A 20,913-nucleotide genomic window follows, 5' to 3' on the forward strand; every position below is an offset into this window, starting at 1 on the left:
TTTGAAAACATCAGCTATGGGTAAATATTTTCTTTCCTTTCTACTAGCATTAAGCTTGCATTTAAGCATTATTGCACTATTCGCATTTAGTCTTCCCGAAGATAGTCCTACGCTAACCAGGAAAAAAGAAGCTCCGGCAATTATCCAAGCAACTATTCTGGATGAGAGTGTAGTGACTGCGAAAGCAGAGGAATTAAAGCAACGGGAAAAAAAGCAGCAGCAAGCGTACGCAAGTAAATTAGCACAAGAAAAACAGCAGTTGCAGAAACTAAAAACACAGCGACAACAAGCAGAAAAAGCAGCAAAAAAACAGGCTGAGCAGCTTAAAAAAGCAGCCCAGCAAGAACAGCAAAAATTACAATCGATTAAGCAAAAACTTGCCCTAGAAAAGAAAAAGCAGCAGAAAATCAAAAAGCAGCGCGAGGCCGAAGAAAAACAACGCGCAATAGACAAAAAACGTAAAGCCGAAGCCGAGCGAGTGGCTGAAGCAAAGCGAAAAAAAGCAAAGGCCAAACAGGACGCGGCTAAAAAAGAAGCGGCAAAGCAGAAGAAAATTGCTGCAGAAAAACAACAAAAAGCCCAGGCGGAAAAGTTACGTCTTGAGGCCGTCCGGCAAACAGAACTCAATAAACAACGAGCAGAAAATGCTAGAATTGCCGAGCAGGCAACGGCGAATGCAACTGCATTAATAAAGCGTAAAATAACGCAAAACTGGAATCGACCCGGCTCAGTACCTGTCAATCTAAAATGTAAGATTAGAATAGGACTGATTGCAAGCGGTGATGTTATGTCGGTGGTTATTGTAGAAAGTAGTGGTAATCCATTATTCGATAATTCAGCAGAACGCGCGGTGCGCAAAGCTTCACCTTTACCCGTGCCTAAAGATGCGAATATTTTTAAAAGGTTTAGAAGCTTTAATCTGGAATTTTCCCCGGATAAATAGTGCTTCTTGCATAGTATGAATTTATTAAATGAGTGAACGTGATTAATTTAAACAACAAACTAGCTGTTTTACTAATATCCTTGACTACCCTGATTTATAGTCATGTCCTGCAAGCAGAATTAACCATAGAAATTACTGAAGGTGTACAACGCGCTTATAAGATAGCGGTTGTGCCTTTTGCTGCGCCTCAGGGAGAAAAGCTGAATACTGATGTAGCGCAAATGATTGCCCAGGATTTAGCGGGAAGTGGCTATTTCAAAGTATTAGCCAGGGATGAAATGCTGACACACCCGACTCAGCCAGGGCAGGTAAAATTTCGTAACTGGGCTGCCATAGGTCAGGATTATCTGGTGATTGGTTTTATTACTAAAGATAATAATCTGTATCACATACAGATGAGCCTGTTTGATGTGTATAAAAAAGAGCAGTTAAAAGGTTTGCGAATTACCGTAGAGGCCGCGTCTTTAAATATGGCTGCACATCATTTGAGCGATGCAATTTTTCAGAAAATTACCGGAATTCCAGGGGTGTTTACTACGCGTATTGCCTATGTTACCAGTGTGTTTGATGCGCAAAATAAGCCGCAATATAAATTACAGGTCGCTGATTATGATGGTGAAAACCCCATTTCAATCGCGCAATCAAAAGAACCTATCATGTCGCCGGCTTGGTCACCGGATGGGCAAAAAATCGCTTATGTCTCATTTGAAAACAAGGTATCTGAAGTTTTTATTCAGACCCTGAAAACGGGTGAGCGAAGAAGCGTAGCTAAATTTAAAGGTATTAATGGATCGCCTGCCTGGTCACCGGACGGGAAAAGATTAGCTATCACATTATCCAAAGATGGTAATTCGGATATTTATATCTTAACTCTGGCTGATTTGTCATTACGTAAATTAACTCAGTCCTGGGCGATAGATACTGAAGCCTCCTGGTCGCCGGATGGTAAGCAAATCCTGTTCACTTCAGATCGGGGCAGATTACCGCAAATCTATGTAATGCCCAGCAATGGACAAGGTAGCGCAAAACGGCTAACCTTCGATGGTAATTATAATGCCCGGGGATCATTTTCAGCAGATGGAAAATCCATAGTCATGGTACAAGGTGCAAAGGGTAATTACCGTATTGCTGTATTAGATCTGATAACAGGTAGCAACACTGTTTTAACCGATGGCCCTCTGGACGAATCACCTAGTTTTGCACCGAACGGCCAGGCAATTATTTATGCACGCAGAAAAGGCGATAATGAAATTTTATCTACTGTGACTCTGGATGGTTTGACCAAGCTGGATATTCAGGCTCTTACTGGTAAGGTGCGTGAACCTGCATGGGCTCCGCGTAAATAAAGTTAGCTGGCAAAGATCTTTAGAGTAAGTGATGGTGTTTTTGTAGGTTGGGTAGAGGTACGAAACCCAACAATCGGAGCTACATAAGCTATTGATTGTTGAATTTTTCAAGTCCAACTCCAAGCTAAAAGCCTGTTCTTTTATCCTAGAAAAATCAGTTGTGCGCGAATTTATAGTGCAAGATATTGGTTTCACAGTGCTTTCAAAAAATCTTAGATTCACCCGTAGGTTAATCGGGAATTTTTTGGAAGTGCTGTGGAATCAATAGCTTGTGCTAGAAACCGTGAGCAACTGATTTTTCTAGGTTTATGCGAATTATATGACACTTTCACTGTCTCTTTAGTCCTGCGATTAACAGGCAGGACTAAAGATCCTGATTCCCAGTGACCGAATTATTCTCTGCGCATTGCTAAAACAGAGATGCTAAGATTATTAACGTTAGAAAAACAGGCTGCAAACTTAGGCTAGAGCACACCGAAGCATATTTATACAATTTCTACCCGTTTAAGTTTTCAACATAAACAATCAGAACATTAACTATTTTCCATAAAGGCATACCAAATGAAAATATATATATCAGTAATCAGCCTCTTTATTACGGCATTTTTATTATCCGGCTGTACTAAAGATGCGGTAAAAGATGGCGCAACTACGTTAGATGGCAGTTCAGTTAGTGAGAGCTATGTTTATGATGCCGATAGCGCAAAGATAACAGAGCTTACTCTGGATAAAAACCTCAGTGCTGCCGAAGCCTTAATGCTCAGCCCTGAATTTTCTGATCCGTCCAGCCCATTATCAAAGCGTACGATTTATTTTGAATATGATAGTAGCCAGGTACTGAATGAATTTATACCCGTGATAGAAGCGCATGCACAGTATTTAATGAATCATCCGAATCAAAGAATTACGCTGCAAGGCCACTCAGATGAGCGCGGTTCTCGCGAGTATAATATTGCGCTTGCAGAGCAACGGGCAAAATCAGTTTTCAAAATGATGCAATTAATTGGCACGATGAGTAACCAGATAGAGGTTGTCAGTTACGGCGAAGAAAAACCTGTTGCTCTTGGACATAATGATGATGCTTTTGCCCTTAACCGCCGGGTAGAAGTGGTATATAAATAATGAAAATATTTTCAATCCTTTTAGGCTTATGTATTTCCAGCATGGTCTATGCTGAATCAAAATCATTGCCGCCGATTATTAATAATTCCACCTATGCCAATGGCGCAGCCTATTCTGGTCAAGCGGCTGGGAATCAACCTATGTTGGAGATGCTAGGCCGGGTGGAATCCTTGCAAACCGAGATACAACAGTTGCGCGGTATGCTTGAGCAACAGAGTCATGAAATTAATAATTTAAAGCAGCGCGAGCAAAACCTATATGCAGATATGAACTCACGCCTGCAACAATTAGAGAGCGCTGCCGGAATTTCGGTTAGCGCACCCGTCCCCGTGATGAAGCCATACACTGCTCCTGTTAAGCACTACAAAGCTAAAGCGACTGCGCCTGCCATTACTAAGCAAGCGCAAGCGGTTAAACAAGTAAAGCCTAAATCCAAGGCAGAGGAGAAAGCAGCCTTTGATAAAGCTTTTGCCAGTGTCAAAAATAGTCACTATCAACAGGCGATTAGTGAGCTTGAGCAATTCTTGCAAGACTATCCTCGAGGTTCATACAGTGATAATGCCTACTTTTGGTTAGGCTCTGTCTATAAAGTGGTGAATGATATATCGGCAGCAAAGAAAAATTTTCAGGCTGTCTATACACAGTTTCCAAAAAGTGAAAAAGCCTCCATGGCCATGCTGAAGTTAGCGGATATTTATAAGCAAGAAAATAATACGTCAAAGGCACAACAACTTTATACCCAGATTAGCACTCAGTACCCGGATAGCACAGCAGCGCATATGGCAACAAAGAAATTACAGAATATAGGTCTATAAGCGCAGTGAAAAGTGAAGATTTACGTATCAGTGAAATATTTCATTCTCTGCAGGGAGAATCTAGGACGGTTGGTTTACCCACCGTTTTTATACGTTTAACAGGTTGTCCCTTACGCTGCCAGTATTGTGATACCAGCTATGCATTTTCTGGTGGAGAAATGCAAAGCATAGCGAGTATTATTGACCAGGCCGCACAGTATAATACCCCTTATATTACCGTTACTGGCGGTGAGCCATTAGCGCAACCGGGTTGTGTGGAACTACTCAGACAACTAGCGGATAAAGGCTATAGCGTTTCTCTGGAAACCAGTGGTGCAATCGATGTTGCTAATGTCGATGCTCGCATCGTTAAGGTTATGGACCTTAAAACACCGGCATCAGCCGAAGAACAACGCAATTTATATGCTAATTTGGACTATCTGGATAGTAAAGATCAGCTTAAATTTGTTATCTGCAATGCAGAAGATTATGCCTGGTCTAAAGCAAAAATGACAGAATATCAGTTAGCGCAAAAATGTGAGATTCTATTCTCTCCGTCGATGGGTCAGCAAGACCCTACCGAGCTTGCCGAGTGGATTCTAGCAGATCAATTACCGGTGCGCTTTCAGGTACAATTACACAAGTTTCTTTGGGGCGATGTCGCTGGGAAGTGAGTTTAAACAGTGTCTTGAATAAGGAAGCAAAATGATCAAAATTTCCCCTGTCCTAATGGGTTTACTGCTCAGTGTTTCAGTTAATACTCTATATGCTGAACCAGCAACGCTTACTGGGAGTGCTTATTATCGTGAACGCATAGCGTTACCAGGCAACGCCGTATTTGAAGCGGTTCTGGAAGATGTTTCTTTGATGGATATTGCTGCGGTTGTTTTAGGCAGTGATAGCACTACTCCGGCGGGGCAACCGCCCTTTGCCTTTGCTATCAAATATGACAGTACTGAAATCAAGCCTGGCCACCGTTATAATGTACGTGCAAAAATCACCGTTGATGGAAAATTAAAATTTATCAGCGATACTATGCACCCAGTTCTGAAGGGTGAAAATCAGTCTGAACTCCTGGTGAAAATGGTGATGGTGAAAAGTATTCAAGGAAAATAAGCGGCATTAATACACGCTCTATTTTAAGCAGGGCAATAATCACCCTGAAGCGCATGATGTCTTTCATGGTAAAAAATAATATCTTCACGCGCACTTTTTTAGTGCTGTCCCGTCTTAAATTCGTAGCCTATTTTGACAATTTAGACTATCGTTCAGAAATAGCTAAACGGATTGAGCTTGAACGCAGTAAAATATCTATAAAATCTATTTTTAGATAGTGTATTATTTCCATTAAAACTATCTAAATCATACAATTATCTATTAAACAGACTAACACGTGAAAACTCAAGCCCCCGTTATCAATATAAAACCTTATGCAGATGATAAGGAATCTGCTGATGCTTCGACGCAAGTTGCTACCCCCCCCAAAACTGAAAAAAAACTTGAGGGTGAGCGTATCCAGAAGGTATTAGCGAGAGGAGGCGTTGGCTCACGCCGGGAAGTTGAAGGCTGGATAACAGAAGGGCTCATACTACTAAATGGTCAGGCGGCTAGTTTAGGGGACCGTTTAAAAGCAGGAGATGAATTATTTTTAAAGGGGCGGCCTTTAAAATGGCAAAAATTTGGCATACAAGCAACTCGTGTATTGATCTATCATAAACCGACGGGAGAAGTGGTTACCCGTAAAGACCCCGAAGACCGCCCGGTAGTATTCAAAAAATTACCTAAGTTACAAACAAGTCGCTGGATTGCCGTCGGACGACTCGATATTAACACGCAGGGCTTATTATTATTTACCAACAATGGTGAATTAGCTAATCGCCTAATGCATCCTTCATCGGAAATTGACCGGGAATATGCCGTACGTATTCTGGGTGAAGTGACTGATGCTCATCTTGCTCAATTAAAACAAGGTGTAAAGCTAGAAGATGGGTTGGCGAAGTTTGATGATATTCAATTTAATGGCGGTGAAGGGGCTAACCGCTGGTACCATGTGACGGTAAAAGAAGGGCGAAATCGTCTGGTTCGTCGTCTATGGGAAGCACTAGAATTTCAGGTTAGCCGTTTAATGCGCGTACGCTACGGTCCGATATTTTTGCCGGATGGTTTAAGCGTTAGGCAGACGCATGAATTAACGACAAGAGAGCTTAATGATCTATTAAGTTTTGTAGGCTTGCCGAGTGAGAAGCCAGGAAATGTAAGCAAACCAAGAGTACAGACACAGGCGAAGCCAAAATCTAGATTTGTCACTAAACAAGATGGCCGGGAATCTAGACGCCCCACTGAGCGAAATAGAGCCGATAAAAAACCGTCTTATGATAAAAACAAGCGGCCTCGGAGATAATCGCTTACTATACTTTGCGCGGTTACGGATGCGGTTGTATAGTGAGCTGATTTTTGTTGATAGCAAGGCGCTGAAACTGGCGCATAGCTAGCTACGTAACGGTTTAAGCAACGTAGCTATCGGCAAAAACTCAGCCGCTAGAAATCTGCATCCGTGACCGCGCGAAGTATAGTTATCATGCTCGACTGGGGGAAGTCGTGTTTTAAGCTGAGTAATGTGCACGAAACAAATTAGTCAACTTGGAAGCGGGATCTTTAGTCCCGCCATTTCCATGCGGGACTAAAGATCCCGTGTCCATTACTTGTTGTAAATTTTATTTCGTTCACGTCCCTTAGTTCTTTCTTAGACCAGATGATTAAGTATAACCGTGTCCAAAAAAGGCTTTCGTGCCCTTTATTCTAGAAAAATCAGTTGGGCGTGGAATCAATAGCTTGGGCTAGAAACCGTGAGTAACTGATTTTTCTAGGTTAAAGAGGGGAGAAAAAAAGCTTTAGCTTTTTCCGCAACAGCATAGCTGAAGCTATTGCACTCCACCCGATTTTTGAACACCAACGATGCTAAAAACACACCTTCTAGGGTGTAATAAAACCACGTTCTAAGAACATAGATATTTAATTAAGTAGGATTATAAAATGACCAAAATCACTCTGGGCGAAGAAAGCTATACCTGTCAGCTAAATGAGTCGGTGCTGGATACCCTGATTAGAGAAGACGTTGATATTTCGTATGCTTGCCAAAAAGGGACTTGCCATAGTTGCCTTATACGTAGTGTTGATCAAGCACCTCCTGAACTGGCACAAAAGGGCTTAAAAGATACGCAGAAACGGCAAAATTATTTTCTTGCCTGCCAATGTTTCCCCGAGCAGGATATGCAGCTTAAATTACCGGAACAATCTGAGATATTTAGCCAGGGAACAGTCGTGGTCAATGAAATGTTGAACCATAATACCTTGTTATTAAAAATCGAATGTCAGGATATACAAGAGTATTTTGCTGGGCAGTTTGTTAATTTACAGCGTGAAGATGGTTTAATTCGTAGCTATTCGATTGCTAACGTGCCGAAACAAGATGGTATTTTAGAGTTTCATATACGCCGTTTACCTGATGGTAAATTCAGCGAATGGTTGCATGATGAAATAAAAGTTGGCGATAACATTGCTGTTTCAGAGCCGCAGGGACACTGTTTTTATATTCCTGAACAGGCTGATCAGGGCTTATTATTAATAGGCACCGGAACAGGATTGGCTCCATTAGCTGGAATTTTGGAGGATGCGCTAAAGCAGGGACATACAGGGCCCGTTATGTTATTTCATGGCTCCCGTGAGGTCAAAGACCTGTACCGAATTGATGAGTTGCGGGAGTTTGCGCAAAAATATGATAACTTTTCCTATTTCCCTTGTGTCTCAAGTGAAACAGCTTCCGAAGGATTTATTGCAGGACGTGCTGATAAAGCAGCGGTAGCACATATGCAAGACTGGAAAGGTTGGAGAGTATTTTTATGTGGTCACCCTGATATGGTTAGTTCCATGAAAATGGAAGCTTTTATGCAAGGAGTATCGATGAAAGATATCTATACGGATGCATTTGTTTCAGCAGCTTAGGAGCGAGAATTCAATAATACCCGAGCCTGACTTGTTCCTACCTAGGTAGGAATGAGGTTTCTTTTGACTCCACAGTGCACTAGAAAAACAGTTGCGTAGCCTGCCATGCACCTGTTTTCCTTGCACGCCTGTGATGCCGAAATTCTACGTCATACTTGCGGATATTATTAAATCCTCGCTCCTTAGAAGTTGTTCAGATCCCCTTCTGTTTTTTTTATCAAGTGAGAGCCGTTGAGTCTCTATAAGTCACGGTAGTTCTACTGTTATCGAGTTTAATTTGATTGTGCTAGATACACGTCTGCTCTAGCGGCACTCTAAATAATATCCCCCGTTAATTTATAATCTAATATGCCAGCGCAACAACTGATCCAGCAAATTACCAAAAGTCTATCCAAAACGCTTAATAAAGACCGTCTAGCCATTAAGCGACAACTCGATCGTTTACGTAATGAATTAAGAAAAGGACAAGATGTTCAGGACAAACTGCTTAGCCTGGAGCTAAAGCTCAAGCAGTCTATAGAAAAGCGTCATGCACGTCTTGCCAGTTTTCCTGTACTGGAGTTTCCAGATTTACCCATTTCTGCAAAAAGAGATGAAATAGCTGAGCTGATAAAAAATAATCAAGTAGTCATTCTCTGTGGTGAAACCGGTTCCGGTAAAACCACCCAGTTGCCTAAAATATGTTTATCAATCGGGCGTGGTGCAGCTGGCTTAATTGGCCATACTCAGCCTCGACGTATTGCTGCACGTACAGTTGCAGACCGCATTGCAGAAGAAGTGAAGCAGCCACTCGGCCAGGCTGTGGGTTATAAAGTTCGCTTTCATGATAAAACCCGGGAAACCTCGCTTATTAAATTAATGACCGATGGTATTTTGCTGGCCGAATCGCAAAATGATCCTTATTTGAGTCAATATGACACCATCATCATTGATGAAGCGCATGAGCGTAGTTTAAATATAGATTTTCTGCTAGGTTATATGCGCTGGTTATTACCGCGCCGTCTTGATTTAAAACTTATTATTACTTCGGCAACCATTGACCCCGAACGCTTCTCCGAACATTTCTTCAATGCACCCATCATTAACGTCTCTGGGCGTACATTTCCTGTGGAAATGCGCTACCGGCCGATTGAGCAGGAAGAGGAAGAAGATGAAACCACTAAGGATGTACAGCAGGCTATTTTAGATGCTGTGGATGAATTACAGCATGACATTAGCGGTGATATCCTGATTTTTCTGAGTGGTGAACGTGATATACGTGAAACCAATGAATCTCTGACTAAGCATAATCATGGTCGCTACGAGATTCTGCCTCTGTATTCAAAACTCAGTGTTAACGAACAGGAACGGGTGTTTAAAACCAAAGCGGGTAAACGACGCATAGTATTAGCAACCAATGTCGCTGAAACATCCTTGACTGTACCCGGTATACGCAGTGTGATTGATGTAGGTCATGCGCGGATCAGTCGTTATAGTCATCGCAGTAAAATTCAGCGCCTGCCGATAGAGAAAATTTCTCAAGCTAGCGCTAATCAAAGAGCAGGGCGCTGTGGTCGTGTTGCTGAAGGGATTTGTATACGTTTATATTCGAAGGATGATTATTTAAGCCGACCTGAGTTTACCGAGCCCGAAATTAAGCGCACCAGCTTATCTTCGGTGATCCTGCAAATGGCATCGCTGAAATTAGGTGATATACGCGAATTTCCATTTGTAGAGCCACCCGAAGATAAAATGATTCGCGATGGTTTAACGTCCTTGCAGGAAATCAATGCACTGGATAAAGCTGGCAAACTTACAGCCGTTGGACAGAAATTAGCCAAACTCCCGGTTGATCCAAAACTAGCACGGATGTTAATTGCGGCCGAAGAAATGTCCTGTTTAAGTGAAGTGGCTATTATCGTTGCTGGACTCAGCATACAGGATCCACGTGAAAAGCCGGCCGATAAAATGCAACAGGCAGATACCAAACACGCTGAATTTGTCGCCGAAAACTCTGATTTTCTCAGCTTTATTAATATATGGAACAGCTTTGAAGAACGTAAAAAACACCTTTCTAATAATCAGTTACGCAAGTGGTGTAAGCAGAACTTTCTTTCTTATGTGCGCCTAAAAGAATGGCAGGATGTACATACGCAGATCTTGCAAGTGATCAAAGGTGAATTAAAACTTAAGCTGAATAGCTCCGAAGCCTCTTATGAAGCAATACATCAGGCCTTATTACCAGGTTTATTGTCGAATATTGGCTTTAAACATGAGCAGTATGAATACCTGGGCGCACGTAATTTAAAATTCTTTATCTTTCCGGGCTCTGGACAACACCGTTTGCGGCCGAAATGGATTATGGCAGCCGAGCAGGTCGAAACCAGTAAAGTGTATGGGCGTTGCGTAGCGAAAATTGAACCACAATGGATAGAGCGCTGTGCCGAGCACCTGGTCAAGAAAAATCACTTTGATCCGCACTGGGAGAAAAAAGCCGGGCGGGGCGCTATTTTTGAGCGCACTTTATTATTTGGAATTACGCTGCAAGCACGGCGTAAAATTCCCTATGAGCATGTGGACCCTAAAGCCGCGCGACAAATGTTTATTCGTCAGGCTTTAGTTGAGCATGACTATCAAACGAATGCGCCATTTTTCAAAGCAAATGAAAAATTACTGGAAGAAGTGGGTTATATACAACATAAGGGACGGCGTGTTGATTTAATCGAAGATGAAGAATGGTTATATGATTTTTATGATCAGAAAATCCCGGAAACTGTGGTTAACGGCATTACCTTTGATCAGTGGCGCAAAAAAGCCGAACATGAACAACCGCGATTATTATTCTTGTCTAAAGAAGACTTAACCCGTCAGGATGAAGGGCATATCAGTTCCTGGGAATATCCAGACGAAATCAGGATAGGCCGGTTAGTATTGCCTTTGCAATACCGCTTTGAAATTGGTCATGAAGAGGATGGGGTAACGGTGATTATTCCCGTGCATCAGCTAAATCAGTTAACCGAGCAAGCTTTTGAATGGTTAGTTCCTGGCTTGTTAAAAGATAAGTTAATTGCTCTGGTCAAAGGACTGCCAAAGAATCTGCGTAAATACTTTGTCCCGGTGCCTAGTATGGTAGAGCGCTGCCTGGAAGTTGAACCCGATGGCAAAGGCTCTTTATATGAATGGCTAACCATGCGTTTGCGTAAACTCACTGGTGAATCCATTCCTTTAACAGCCTGGAATACAGAGGTGATTACCGATCATTTACGCATGAATTTTCGTGTGGTCAATGAAGAGGGTAAACAACTGGATAACAGCAGAGATTTAAAAGCCTTGCAACGTAAATATAATGAAACCGCAGGGGATAGCTTTAACCAGATAGCAGAGGATGAATTAAATTATACGGGTTGTATTAAATGGGTGTTTGATGAGTTACCTGAGGTTTATCAATTTGAGCAGAACGGACAGGACTTTATTGGTTATCCCGCAATTATCGACGAGGGCGATGCTGTTGGTGTGCGTATTCTGGATACTCAGGATAAAGCAGTTTTACTGCATGAAATGGGCTTGCAGCGCTTATTTCAATTACAGTTAAAAAAAGATGCCAAATATATTTTAAAAAACCTGCCTTTCTCTCCTGAGTCTGAATTGGCCTATAATCGCCTGGAAAAACATCCAGATTTAAACAAAGACATACTCAGCCGCAACTATAAAGAAGATATGCTAAGTCTGATTATCAAGTCTGTTTTTGTGAAGGGTCATACCCTGCGTAATGAACAGCAATTTGAACAGTGCCTAAAAGCAAATAAGCCAGAACTGATTAACACGGCAAATAAAATTGGTGAGCATGTAATTAAGGCTTTATCGCTGTACACGCAAATTAAAAAACAAGTCGATCGATTGCCACAACAGGACAAATCTGTGATTGATGTGCAACAGCAATTAGCACGTTTGTTTTATCAGGGATTTTTAACCACGAGCGTTGATGAACATTTAAAGCATTATCCGCGTTATTTACAGGCGCTAGAAATAAGATTGCAAAACATGTTGCACCAGGCTGATAGGGACCAGCAAAAAATGCAGGAAATGGCAAAATTTCAGCAATGGTTCTGGCAAAGTATTGAAAAGCGGCAGAAAGATGAAATTGTCAATCCCGAACGTGAGCCATTTCGCTGGATGCTGGAAGAATTTAGAGTGTCATTATTCGCCCAGCAATTAAAGACTCCTATACCTATATCTGCTAAGCGATTAGAAAAAGCGTGGAACAGTCTGTAGAGAGAGCTTCAGAAGCTGTGAATGTATCAAGGTATGCATAAAAAGACAGGCGTCGTAGATTGGGAGGAGCTTAAGATCCAAAAAAATCAATAGCTTTAGTGGCTTCGATTATTGTTTTTTCTTTCCTCTACCCAATCTACAAAAATTCTTTTACAGTCTCTTTAGACGGCTCTTTCTGGTAAGAATTGCGCTTTGTGTTTATTCAGATGTAGAGGCAAGAAGGTCGCTATTTTCAGGCGCTTCAGTTAATATCAAATCATTAGCTAGCTGTTGATATTCAATGGCTTCATTAATAAAGTTACCCACACTTCTTCTATTACGTTTTTGCAGTGCTCTTTGTTCTAAAGACAACGCCTTATGCAATAATTTAACTGATTCAGGGTTAGGAATAATCGCACCACCTTCTAGAACTTCGATGGCATCCTCAGTCTCGGCTATGGCAAGTAATATTAACTCATTGCGCTGATGCCGTTTTAAAAACTTTGCCTGGTGCAGCAAGTCATTTGCACTACGAATATTCTCCATTGCATTAATAGTGCGTAAAAATAATGCAATGGCTGTTACCTGAGTTGGCTCCAAATGAATACAGCGCTCACATACAGAATCCGGGTCATCAGGGTCGGCAGGGTTTGCTCCCGGAGAAGCATGGAAGGCATTACTGTTATAGAAGGCCACGGCTTCTTCAATCGTATTGACCGAATTATTATGGAAGAATGGTGGCGTATCTGCCGCTTCAACCACAGTGGTCATATTAAATTCATGATTACCAAAGCAGTTATACTGTTCAGACCAGCCACAGTCACTGCGCTGATCTCTGCCAAATCCGCCATCCGTTGGTGTTTGCTTCCAGACTAATTTTAGCAGGTTATCCGGCATGTTCTCAACACCGGTATTGCGGTTGCCATTTTGCAAAGAGCTAGAGCTATTTGCCCCGGCATTAACATGGCAGCCTTTGCACTGACCAGTTCCAGGTTCTTTACTATGAAATAATTCGCGACCCCTTTGTACCAGTGGCGAAGAGAAGTACATATTGTCCAAGTCTAAATCTTCCGAGCGACCGAGGGATAGCATATACGCTTCTAGTGCATCTAACTCTTCATTAGTTGGTAAACGAAAATCTATGCCTGCTTCCCGGTTTAAAGTTTTGGGCATATGTTGCATGACTGCGCCAATGGTAAAGGTGCGTAATGAACCATCATCAGGAGCTCCATCGGCAGACCAGCCCAGGGCATGTATGACGTGCTTAGCTTCAAACTCATCTTCCGGGGTAATAGATGTTCCTAAGGCAAGTAGGTGAGGAACGCTACGGAGTACACCTGGCTTATCAAAGCCATCTATGTTCGTCAGTACCAGTCCGAACTGGCGTAATAGTTTGGGCTGTTCAAGATTGGCTAAATCGGGATTAGTTTCAGCAATAAACAGCGGGTCGTCATCTGCTAATTGAGCAATATACTTCGCATCAATTGTATGATTGTTATCCAGTCTGTGACAGGTGCTGCAAGTTCGTCCATTTCCCTCAAACGTTTCATTGATAAATATATCCCTGCCTTTAGCAATTTGCGCGCTTAAAGTATCGTCTAATGAATGTCTAGGGCTTTTAGCATAGGCCGCTTTGGGTAATAGTTGATCAAATATAGAGTCGGATTGGTCAGTTGCTTCATTGGGCAATAAGGCGCTTTCTAATTGCGCGGCAGTCCAGTACTGATCTCCATAAAAGATTTTTTGAAATAAGCTGGGTGAACCAGATAGCAAGATGTTTGATAGCGGATTTTGTAAGTCTGAACTCACAATGATACGACTGAGGTAGATGTCCTGCATCTCAGAGCGGTTTAATTGTGATTCTAGGCGGTAGGTATTATTTCCAGAGTCAATCAAGTGACCTAGACGCTGGGTGACTTGTATGTGTTTGTCAGCTTTCTGACTGCCGACTAACCAGATGTCATAGGAATTAGGTGCTAAATTTTTAATTGCAGCAGTTACAGTACCGCTATACATGTCTATAGTTATTTGGCTTTCCGAAATCCCATTTAAGCCCTTGTGTGCGCTGAGAGGAATGCTTAGAAACTGATCACCATTATGTTGCTGATAATTTTGTTTCCAATAGTTATAAACCTGGTTCAGGGCGGTTAAATTACCTTTGCCCAGCGGCTTGATTGTTGATGAATTTAGGCTGGTTTGCTGATTGAATAAGAGGCAGGCTGTTAATAAGAAAAAACTTAGGGAAATTGTTTTAATGGCTTTAATTTTTAGCATAAATAACGAATAATTCTCGCAGCTGAAATATTGCTTAAGGGATGTTACAGGAAAGCACAAACCGTACCATAAATGAAAATTAGTCTGGGCTTGTTTATCTAGGGATGAGAGAAATTAACCTTCAATACATTATATGAATAAGGTAAATGCCGTCACTTATAATCGTTATTTAACATAGATTAATAAATAGAAAGGCTATGGTTGCTAGAGTTTTGTCGTTATTTTTTTTTAATCTGCATCTATGCATTAATGCTGGCTATGGTATTTTTAGATAAAGGGTAACCGCAATGCAGATCTGTATAGGCAAGAAGTAATTGATAAATGTTCAGAATATTAAAATTTGCTTATTTAATTGTTAATGATTATAGATACTTGTCATCGCCTCAAGAGAATTGAACCTGGTTCGCTCAAATTTAAATTAGAAAATTCAGCGGCAAAGTTTAGATATTGTTTAATATGGGAAATTGGTGAAATCACAGTTTTATGACACTAGAACCAGTCAATATGAATCTAAAAATGTTTTATGGCATAATATATGCTTTAATTTACTGTTAGTTACTTTAGAGTAACCTTAAATTTGTTCTGATAGTTATTTTTAGCAAAAGGTTATGTAGCCCTTTATATAGTAAAACTGACTTATCATGAACTTTTGCATAACAAAATAGAGGTATTAAATAGAATGAATAAATTTGCAACGATTTTGGGCGCTGGTGCTTTTGCTTTATCAACAACTGCTATAGCAGATGTACAATTCGCAGACCCTGAAGAAGGCGGAATTGGTTACGAGTGGACTGTATCTCTAGGCCATCATGGCAGTGCTGAAATTATTGGTAGCACAGGTGGTAAAGGCTCATTTGAACCTGCTTTTGAAGCGCCAGATATTGGCTGGACTCACACGACTGACTGGGTAGCACTAGACCTAGAAGCTGAAGTTGTTCTAGAAATTAAAATCACGCGTCAGGAAGGCGTATACGAATTGAAAGTTGATAGAGAAACAGGTGCTAAATCATATGCTACTTCTGGTGCTATGTTGTATCCTGCAATGTCTATATACGAAGGTTGGGATAGCACAACTGAAAAAGAAAAAGGTAGCTTTAACCCGATTGGTAACTTCTGGTCAACCATTCAATTTAAAGCAGCAGAATTTTCAGCCTGGGGAGAAGACACTATTGTTTATCGTGCTAAATTACCAGCAGGTAAATACTCTGTAAATATTGGCGGCGTGAACGCAATGTACTGTTCTGAAACAGATGATTGTTATAAAGGTGTACACGGATATCGTGCAACTTTTACAGCGTCACATGTTCCTGCGATGTCGATGTAATTCGTACCTTATTGTATAAGCTATAAATTAAAGAGCTCCTCTTGTTAGTGGGGCTCTTTTTTTTCTGCCTTCTCTTAATCCTAGAAAAATCAGTTGCCCACGGTTTCTAGCACAAGCTTTCGATTCCACCGCACTTCCAAAAAATACCCGCTTAACCTATGGGTGAAGCTAAAATTTTTTGAAAGCACTGTGAAACCGATATCTTGTACTATAAATTCGCGCTCAACTGATTTTTCTAGGTTAATGGTCATGTTTTCTTCCTTAGGAATGTGCACGAAATAAAATCTACAACAAATATTGGACGTTTATTTATTTCCAGGTGCTTAAGGAGCGAGAATTCAATAATATCCGAGTCTGACTTGTCTTTTGACTCCACCGTCGCGCTAGAAAAACAGTTGCGTAGCCTGTTATGCGCCTGTTTTTCTAACACGACTGTGATGCCAAAACCCTGCGCCATACTTTCGGGTATTATTGAATTCTCGCTCCTAAGTTATTTCGTATACATTCCCTAATCTTTGAGTTTCCCATGAAAATCCAAAATAACACTTGCCTATTACTAGCGTGCTTATATTACTCAACTTCCGTCGTAATAGCTGAACCCGCAACACTGTCAGAAGAATTAAAATTACATGTTCCGGTCATTCAGTTTCAGGAGCAATACTTATGGGCAGACTTAGGCTATGTTGCTAATGCAACAGGTGAAATCAATTTTAAACTCAATGATTATGGTTTTTTAGCGGATACTCAAGTTCCTCCGCAACTTTATGACCTTGATTTAGTGACTGATGGCCCGGCACCGGCTATTGTAGATATTAAAGCCACGGAAGCACGATTAAGCTTTATATCATCAATACCCCTTGCTTGCTCGGTAGTTTATGGAAAGACGCTTGAGTTTGGCGCAGTGGCAATAGATGCGAATATGAATGGTGGCGCCATCATCGACCATAATCCTATCTTGATAAACCTGGAAGCAGAGACTCTTTATTTCTATCGGGTACAAGGAACGGATACCCAGGGGCGTCTGTACTGGGATGAAGTAAACAGTTTTACAACAGCTGCTCAGGGCCTTACCGATAATAACCTTCTTGCGCCTGCGAATGGCGCTATAGTGACAGCCGTCAGTAGTAATTTTGGCGGTGCGCAAAATAATCAAGCCTGGGGTGCGGATAGTGCTATTGATGGTTCTGCAAACTCGGCCTGGTCTTCCGCTGGCGATGGCGATAATGCCTATATAGAATTTACCCTGGCAGAAGCATCACAAATAGATACACTTGAAGTCTGGTCTCGCTTTATGCCAGATGGAACGGCTAAAATTCTCAGCTTTACCATTAGCCTTGATGAGGGTGAAGTGCTAGGACCATTTACTCTACCCGATACAAATCAAGCCTACGAATTCCAACTGGACAGGACTAGCTCAACGATACGTCTGGATGTAGTGACAAGTACCGGTGGCAATACCGGCCTGATAGAAATAGCGGCTTATGGCAAATAAGCGCAGTTGATGGGTTTCAGTTTGCGTCTATGCGTCTAACAGGTGCTGTAATCTACCCATCTACAGCAGCACTTTGTATAGTTCATAAGGCTGTATTAGCTATAACATAGGTTGCCCGCATAAAGTTCGCGGAATGCGGGAAATAATGCCCTGCAGATTCCTTCCGCAAGCTTCGTAACGGGCTTTTGTGAGAGCTAAGTGCCTGTGTAAAATTAATTTAACATTTCTGACAGGATGGGTAAAACGTAGCACCTGGTTTTTTAGGTGCGCAGTGAAATCCATCAATCCCACGTAGAATGATGGGTTCCTCTTCGAGCTCTTGCGAGTCGCAAAAAGACGCTCTACCCATCCTTCGTGAAAATTCAATCTAAAGTGTTAAAAATTTTAATCGAGTACTTATACTCCCGGCATGGTGCTTGGTTTCTTTCCCTGTTTAGAAAAAATCCGATGAGAAAATATAGCGTATTAATAACCCTGATAATAGCTTTTGTGAGCCCGTGCTGGGCAGATGCGACTTTTACGACAGAACAAAATCAGTTGCATATCCCTTACCTGCGCTTTCAAGAGCAATATTATCAGGCAAATTTAAGTTTTCTACCACCCGACAAACTCAAACTTGAAGAGATAGCCAGTCAACTGGAGTTAGTCCCCCCAGCAGAAATAGTTCCGGTCTATAGTGATTTAAGTTTGCATTTGTCTCGGATAGAGCTAGATGGTCAACAATACGCGGCTGATATGCACTACCTGGGAGAAAATATATTTCAGATACATAATTTATCGTCAAGTATTATTGCTTCCCGGGGACGAACTATTTTTAGATCGAAGCACTTTAGCGGATCGGGTATCTGCGCGCAGTGCCATAATGGTATTAAAGATGATCAGGGCAACGATGTGTCTATCGTTTCTGCATGGGAAACAAGCATGATGGCCAATGCTACCCGCGATCCTTTTTGGCAGGCCAAGATCAGGAGCGAATTAAATCGAACTCCGAACCAGCAAGATTTTATTAATGATACATGCACGCGTTGTCATGCACCTATGGCAAATGAACAGGCCAGAAAGCAGGGTGATAGTATTCAGCAGGTTTTTGGAGCAGGGTTTCTGAATAGGACTAATCCTTATCACAATCTGGCGATGAATGGCGTTAGTTGTAGCTTATGCCATCAAATATCACCCAACGAGCCCTTTGGCACTGAGGCCAGCTTTTCCGGGAACTTTGTGATAGATACTTACCCGACCAGCACCGAGCGCTTAATATACGGGCCTTTCGAAAATGTATTAACCAGCCCCATGCAAAATTTTGCTAATTTTACCCCTGTGTATAGTGAGCATATAAAGTCCTCAGAGCTATGCGCCAGCTGTCATGATTTAACCACCCCGTATACTGACGCACAAGGTAATATTTTAAGTAGTAGTACTGCAGATGAATTCCCCGAGCAAATGCCTTACAGCGAATGGTTGCATAGTGATTATGTCGCAACGGATAGTTGTCAGCAATGCCATATGCCGCGTGCTAACGGCGTGGTTATTGCCAGTCAACCTAATGGTTTAAAGACGCAAAGAGATGATTTTGCGCAGCACAGCTTTCTGGGCAGTAATCGCTTGATGCTATCTATATTGCAAGATTATCGAGAAGTGCTGGGTGTTGTACCTGAAGATTTTTCTACTAGTCTTTTAAATGCAGAACAATTGCTGAGTGAGGCTGCTTTATTAGAGGTAAATAATGTCTCGGTGGACAATGCGCAATTGAAATTCAATTTAAAGATTAATAGCCTCACTGGTCATAAACTGCCGTCTGGATATCCGTCACGGCGCGTGATTGTCCATGTACTAGTGCGGGATAAGCAAGGCAATATTGTGTTTGAAACGGGTAAAGTCAATGCTGATGGGAGTGTGGTTGAGCTGGACTCTGATCGAAATGCCGGCTTTTATGAGCCGCACTATGATGTGATTGAATCAGCTGAACAGGTTCAGGTTTATGAAGCAGTTATGCAGGACCATGAAGATAATATTACCTACACCTTACTACGTGCAAAAAGCTATATAAAAGACAATCGCTTATTACCCAAGGGGTTTGATAAGCAAACTGTGCCGAATAAAATTCAGGTACAGGGGTTGGCAGCAGAGGATAAAGATTTTATCGGCGGTAGTGATACTCTTCGCTTTGCCCTTAAGAATATGCCCGGTCAGGAATATTCAATTGAGGCGGAACTGATCTATCAAACATTAGGCTATGCATTTGCTCAGGATTTATTCAGCGACCAGGCTATTGAAGTGTCCCGGTTTAAACAAATGTTTAATGCGTCTTCTTTAAAATCAACAAGTATAAATAAAGTTAATTATATTACGTTGAGAAATTAGCAATAGATAAGGAACGCGCACGGAATAAGTTGAGCATCTGGCGCAGGATTTTTATTCGTATTCAAGACGTAGAAACAGGCGCATAGCCAGCTACGTAACAGTTTCTACAACGCAGAAGACGGATAAAAAAACAAGCCAGTTGCTTAAGTTATTTCGTGCGCGTTCCTAAGCATGGAAAATAGTCAGGCACCTAGAAACACACATCATCCATCGTGCTGGTCTTTTTGTTCGTCATTAGCACTCTAGCAATAGTTACGTAGCAGCTATGCGCCTACTTCTACAGCACTAATGACAAACAAAAATCCTGCCCAAATATGGGACGCTTATTTATTTCCAGGTGCCTAAGTGCCTATTGGGTTCGGCACTTAAATATGTTTTATTGCTTAGGTGGGAAATTAGACAGAATTTTAGTGACATATTTTTCTACTAACTTGTCGCTTTTTTCTCTATCGGAGCCTTTGGGTAAGCGTCCATCGGCGGCACCACGCCAGATTAGCTGGTCTGTTGCCGGGTTAATGATATCGATAATCAGCGTGCCTTGTTTGTAGTGCGTAACCTGAGTATCGGAACCTGTGCTATAACCCACGCCTACAGCCCGTCCGTAGTACCCATAGCCGGCTCTATAGCTATACCCGGGATACATGCCATTGTAGTTATTATAAGTGCGTACATCGACTCTATCTTCTATTACGACACTGTAGTTAACCAGGAAGTCAACCGGTCCTTCGGATTTTTTTGCATAATGCTTTGCACCGAGTTGCTGATCTACTATCGAGCGGATTCTTTTATCCATAATATGGTCTAAATATTTTAAACTGGCAGTGTTGTGTTCATTGTCTACGTGCCAGCGATAGGTTTTAAATTTAGAAAAATCTATGCTTTTATCGTAATCGGTACTTAGCGAAAGCGATGAGCAGCCGGTTAAAAGAAAGGCTAAAAATAGAGCTAAAAGAGAATGCTTCATATATGTTCCTTATACTTTGCAATGGACAGGGAATTACAGTTATTAAAAGACCTTTAAATCA

At 41.6% G+C, this 20,913-nt stretch carries 14 protein-coding genes; 12 read left to right on the top strand and 2 right to left on the bottom strand.

Annotated elements, in window-relative coordinates:
- Nucleotide 1 precedes the first annotated feature (1 nt).
- From tolA to hrpA, 9 genes are all read left to right on the top strand, one after another.
- Nucleotides 2-943: a cell envelope integrity protein TolA gene (gene tolA, locus ACQY3F_RS05220; RefSeq protein ID WP_428353878.1), complete on the top strand. Its 942-nt coding sequence runs from the start codon at nucleotides 2-4 to the stop codon at nucleotides 941-943.
- 74 nt (nucleotides 944-1,017) lie between these two features.
- Nucleotides 1,018-2,289, top strand: a complete 1,272-nt coding sequence (gene tolB / locus ACQY3F_RS05225; RefSeq protein WP_428357618.1) for a Tol-Pal system beta propeller repeat protein TolB — start codon at nucleotides 1,018-1,020, stop codon at nucleotides 2,287-2,289.
- Between the two features lie 561 nt (nucleotides 2,290-2,850).
- Nucleotides 2,851-3,411: a peptidoglycan-associated lipoprotein Pal gene (gene pal / locus ACQY3F_RS05230; protein ID WP_428353879.1), complete on the top strand. Its 561-nt coding sequence runs from the start codon at nucleotides 2,851-2,853 to the stop codon at nucleotides 3,409-3,411.
- Nucleotides 3,411-4,226 carry a tol-pal system protein YbgF gene (gene ybgF / locus ACQY3F_RS05235; protein WP_428353880.1) on the top strand — a complete coding sequence of 272 codons (816 nt, stop codon included), beginning with the start codon at nucleotides 3,411-3,413 and terminating at the stop codon, nucleotides 4,224-4,226. The genes pal and ybgF overlap by 1 nt, the downstream gene beginning before the upstream one ends.
- Nucleotides 4,227-4,231: 5 nt before the next feature.
- Nucleotides 4,232-4,879, top strand: coding sequence for a 7-carboxy-7-deazaguanine synthase QueE (queE, locus tag ACQY3F_RS05240; RefSeq protein WP_428353881.1), 648 nt, complete (start codon nucleotides 4,232-4,234; stop codon nucleotides 4,877-4,879).
- 55 nt (nucleotides 4,880-4,934) lie between these two features.
- Nucleotides 4,935-5,321: a YbaY family lipoprotein gene (locus tag ACQY3F_RS05245; RefSeq protein WP_428353882.1), complete on the top strand. Its 387-nt coding sequence runs from the start codon at nucleotides 4,935-4,937 to the stop codon at nucleotides 5,319-5,321.
- Nucleotides 5,322-5,598: 277 nt separating this feature from the next.
- Complete coding sequence (gene rluB / locus ACQY3F_RS05250) at nucleotides 5,599-6,606, top strand: 23S rRNA pseudouridine(2605) synthase RluB (RefSeq protein WP_428353883.1); 1,008 nt, start codon at nucleotides 5,599-5,601, stop codon at nucleotides 6,604-6,606.
- A 632-nt stretch (nucleotides 6,607-7,238) separates the two neighbouring features.
- Nucleotides 7,239-8,207: an FAD-binding oxidoreductase gene (locus ACQY3F_RS05255; RefSeq protein WP_428353884.1), complete on the top strand. Its 969-nt coding sequence runs from the start codon at nucleotides 7,239-7,241 to the stop codon at nucleotides 8,205-8,207.
- 348 nt (nucleotides 8,208-8,555) lie between these two features.
- Nucleotides 8,556-12,458 (top strand): ATP-dependent RNA helicase HrpA, encoded by a 3,903-nt coding sequence (hrpA, locus tag ACQY3F_RS05260; protein WP_428353885.1) that lies wholly within the window; start codon nucleotides 8,556-8,558, stop codon nucleotides 12,456-12,458.
- A 198-nt stretch (nucleotides 12,459-12,656) separates the two neighbouring features.
- Here hrpA and ACQY3F_RS05265 read toward each other — a convergent pair whose 3' ends face one another.
- Complete coding sequence (locus ACQY3F_RS05265; RefSeq protein ID WP_428353886.1) at nucleotides 12,657-14,453, bottom strand: hypothetical protein; 1,797 nt, start codon at nucleotides 14,451-14,453, stop codon at nucleotides 12,657-12,659.
- 937 nt (nucleotides 14,454-15,390) lie between these two features.
- Between ACQY3F_RS05265 and ACQY3F_RS05270 the strand changes: the two genes are divergently transcribed.
- The 3 genes from ACQY3F_RS05270 to ACQY3F_RS05280 all read left to right on the top strand — a co-directional run bounded on the left by ACQY3F_RS05270 (nucleotide 15,391) and on the right by ACQY3F_RS05280 (nucleotide 19,888).
- On the top strand, nucleotides 15,391-16,035 hold the full coding sequence (locus tag ACQY3F_RS05270) for a hypothetical protein (protein WP_428353887.1): 645 nt from the start codon (nucleotides 15,391-15,393) through the stop codon (nucleotides 16,033-16,035).
- Nucleotides 16,036-16,561: 526 nt separating this feature from the next.
- Nucleotides 16,562-17,527: a discoidin domain-containing protein gene (locus ACQY3F_RS05275; RefSeq protein WP_428353888.1), complete on the top strand. Its 966-nt coding sequence runs from the start codon at nucleotides 16,562-16,564 to the stop codon at nucleotides 17,525-17,527.
- A gap of 447 nt (nucleotides 17,528-17,974) precedes the next feature.
- Nucleotides 17,975-19,888: a multiheme c-type cytochrome gene (locus ACQY3F_RS05280; RefSeq protein ID WP_428353889.1), complete on the top strand. Its 1,914-nt coding sequence runs from the start codon at nucleotides 17,975-17,977 to the stop codon at nucleotides 19,886-19,888.
- Nucleotides 19,889-20,264: 376 nt separating this feature from the next.
- On the opposite strand, the gene ACQY3F_RS05285 is transcribed toward ACQY3F_RS05280, so the two are convergent.
- Entirely contained in the window at nucleotides 20,265-20,852 is a 588-nt protein-coding gene (locus tag ACQY3F_RS05285) for a DUF4136 domain-containing protein (RefSeq protein WP_428353890.1), read from the bottom strand.
- Nucleotides 20,853-20,913: the final 61 nt, after the last annotated feature.

Origin of the sequence: Methyloprofundus sp. (assembly GCF_965251085.1) — a bacterium.
Classification (GTDB): domain Bacteria; phylum Pseudomonadota; class Gammaproteobacteria; order Methylococcales; family Methylomonadaceae; genus Methyloprofundus.

Excerpts from the sequence above, each read along its gene's own strand:
- ybgF (WP_428353880.1), top strand. The coding sequence starts at position 3,411 with ATGAAAATATTTTCAATCCTTTTAGGCTTATGTATTTCCAGCATGGTC.
- ACQY3F_RS05255 (WP_428353884.1), top strand. The coding sequence starts at position 7,239 with ATGACCAAAATCACTCTGGGCGAAGAAAGCTATACCTGTCAGCTAAAT.
- ACQY3F_RS05275 (WP_428353888.1), top strand. The coding sequence starts at position 16,562 with ATGAAAATCCAAAATAACACTTGCCTATTACTAGCGTGCTTATATTAC.
- ACQY3F_RS05265 (WP_428353886.1), bottom strand. The coding sequence starts at position 14,453 with ATGTATAGCGGTACTGTAACTGCTGCAATTAAAAATTTAGCACCTAAT.
- pal (WP_428353879.1), top strand. The coding sequence starts at position 2,851 with ATGAAAATATATATATCAGTAATCAGCCTCTTTATTACGGCATTTTTA.
- ACQY3F_RS05285 (WP_428353890.1), bottom strand. The coding sequence starts at position 20,852 with ATGAAGCATTCTCTTTTAGCTCTATTTTTAGCCTTTCTTTTAACCGGC.
- ACQY3F_RS05245 (WP_428353882.1), top strand. The coding sequence starts at position 4,935 with ATGGGTTTACTGCTCAGTGTTTCAGTTAATACTCTATATGCTGAACCA.
- hrpA (WP_428353885.1), top strand. The coding sequence starts at position 8,556 with ATGCCAGCGCAACAACTGATCCAGCAAATTACCAAAAGTCTATCCAAA.
- ACQY3F_RS05270 (WP_428353887.1), top strand. The coding sequence starts at position 15,391 with ATGAATAAATTTGCAACGATTTTGGGCGCTGGTGCTTTTGCTTTATCA.
- ACQY3F_RS05280 (WP_428353889.1), top strand. The coding sequence starts at position 17,975 with ATGAGAAAATATAGCGTATTAATAACCCTGATAATAGCTTTTGTGAGC.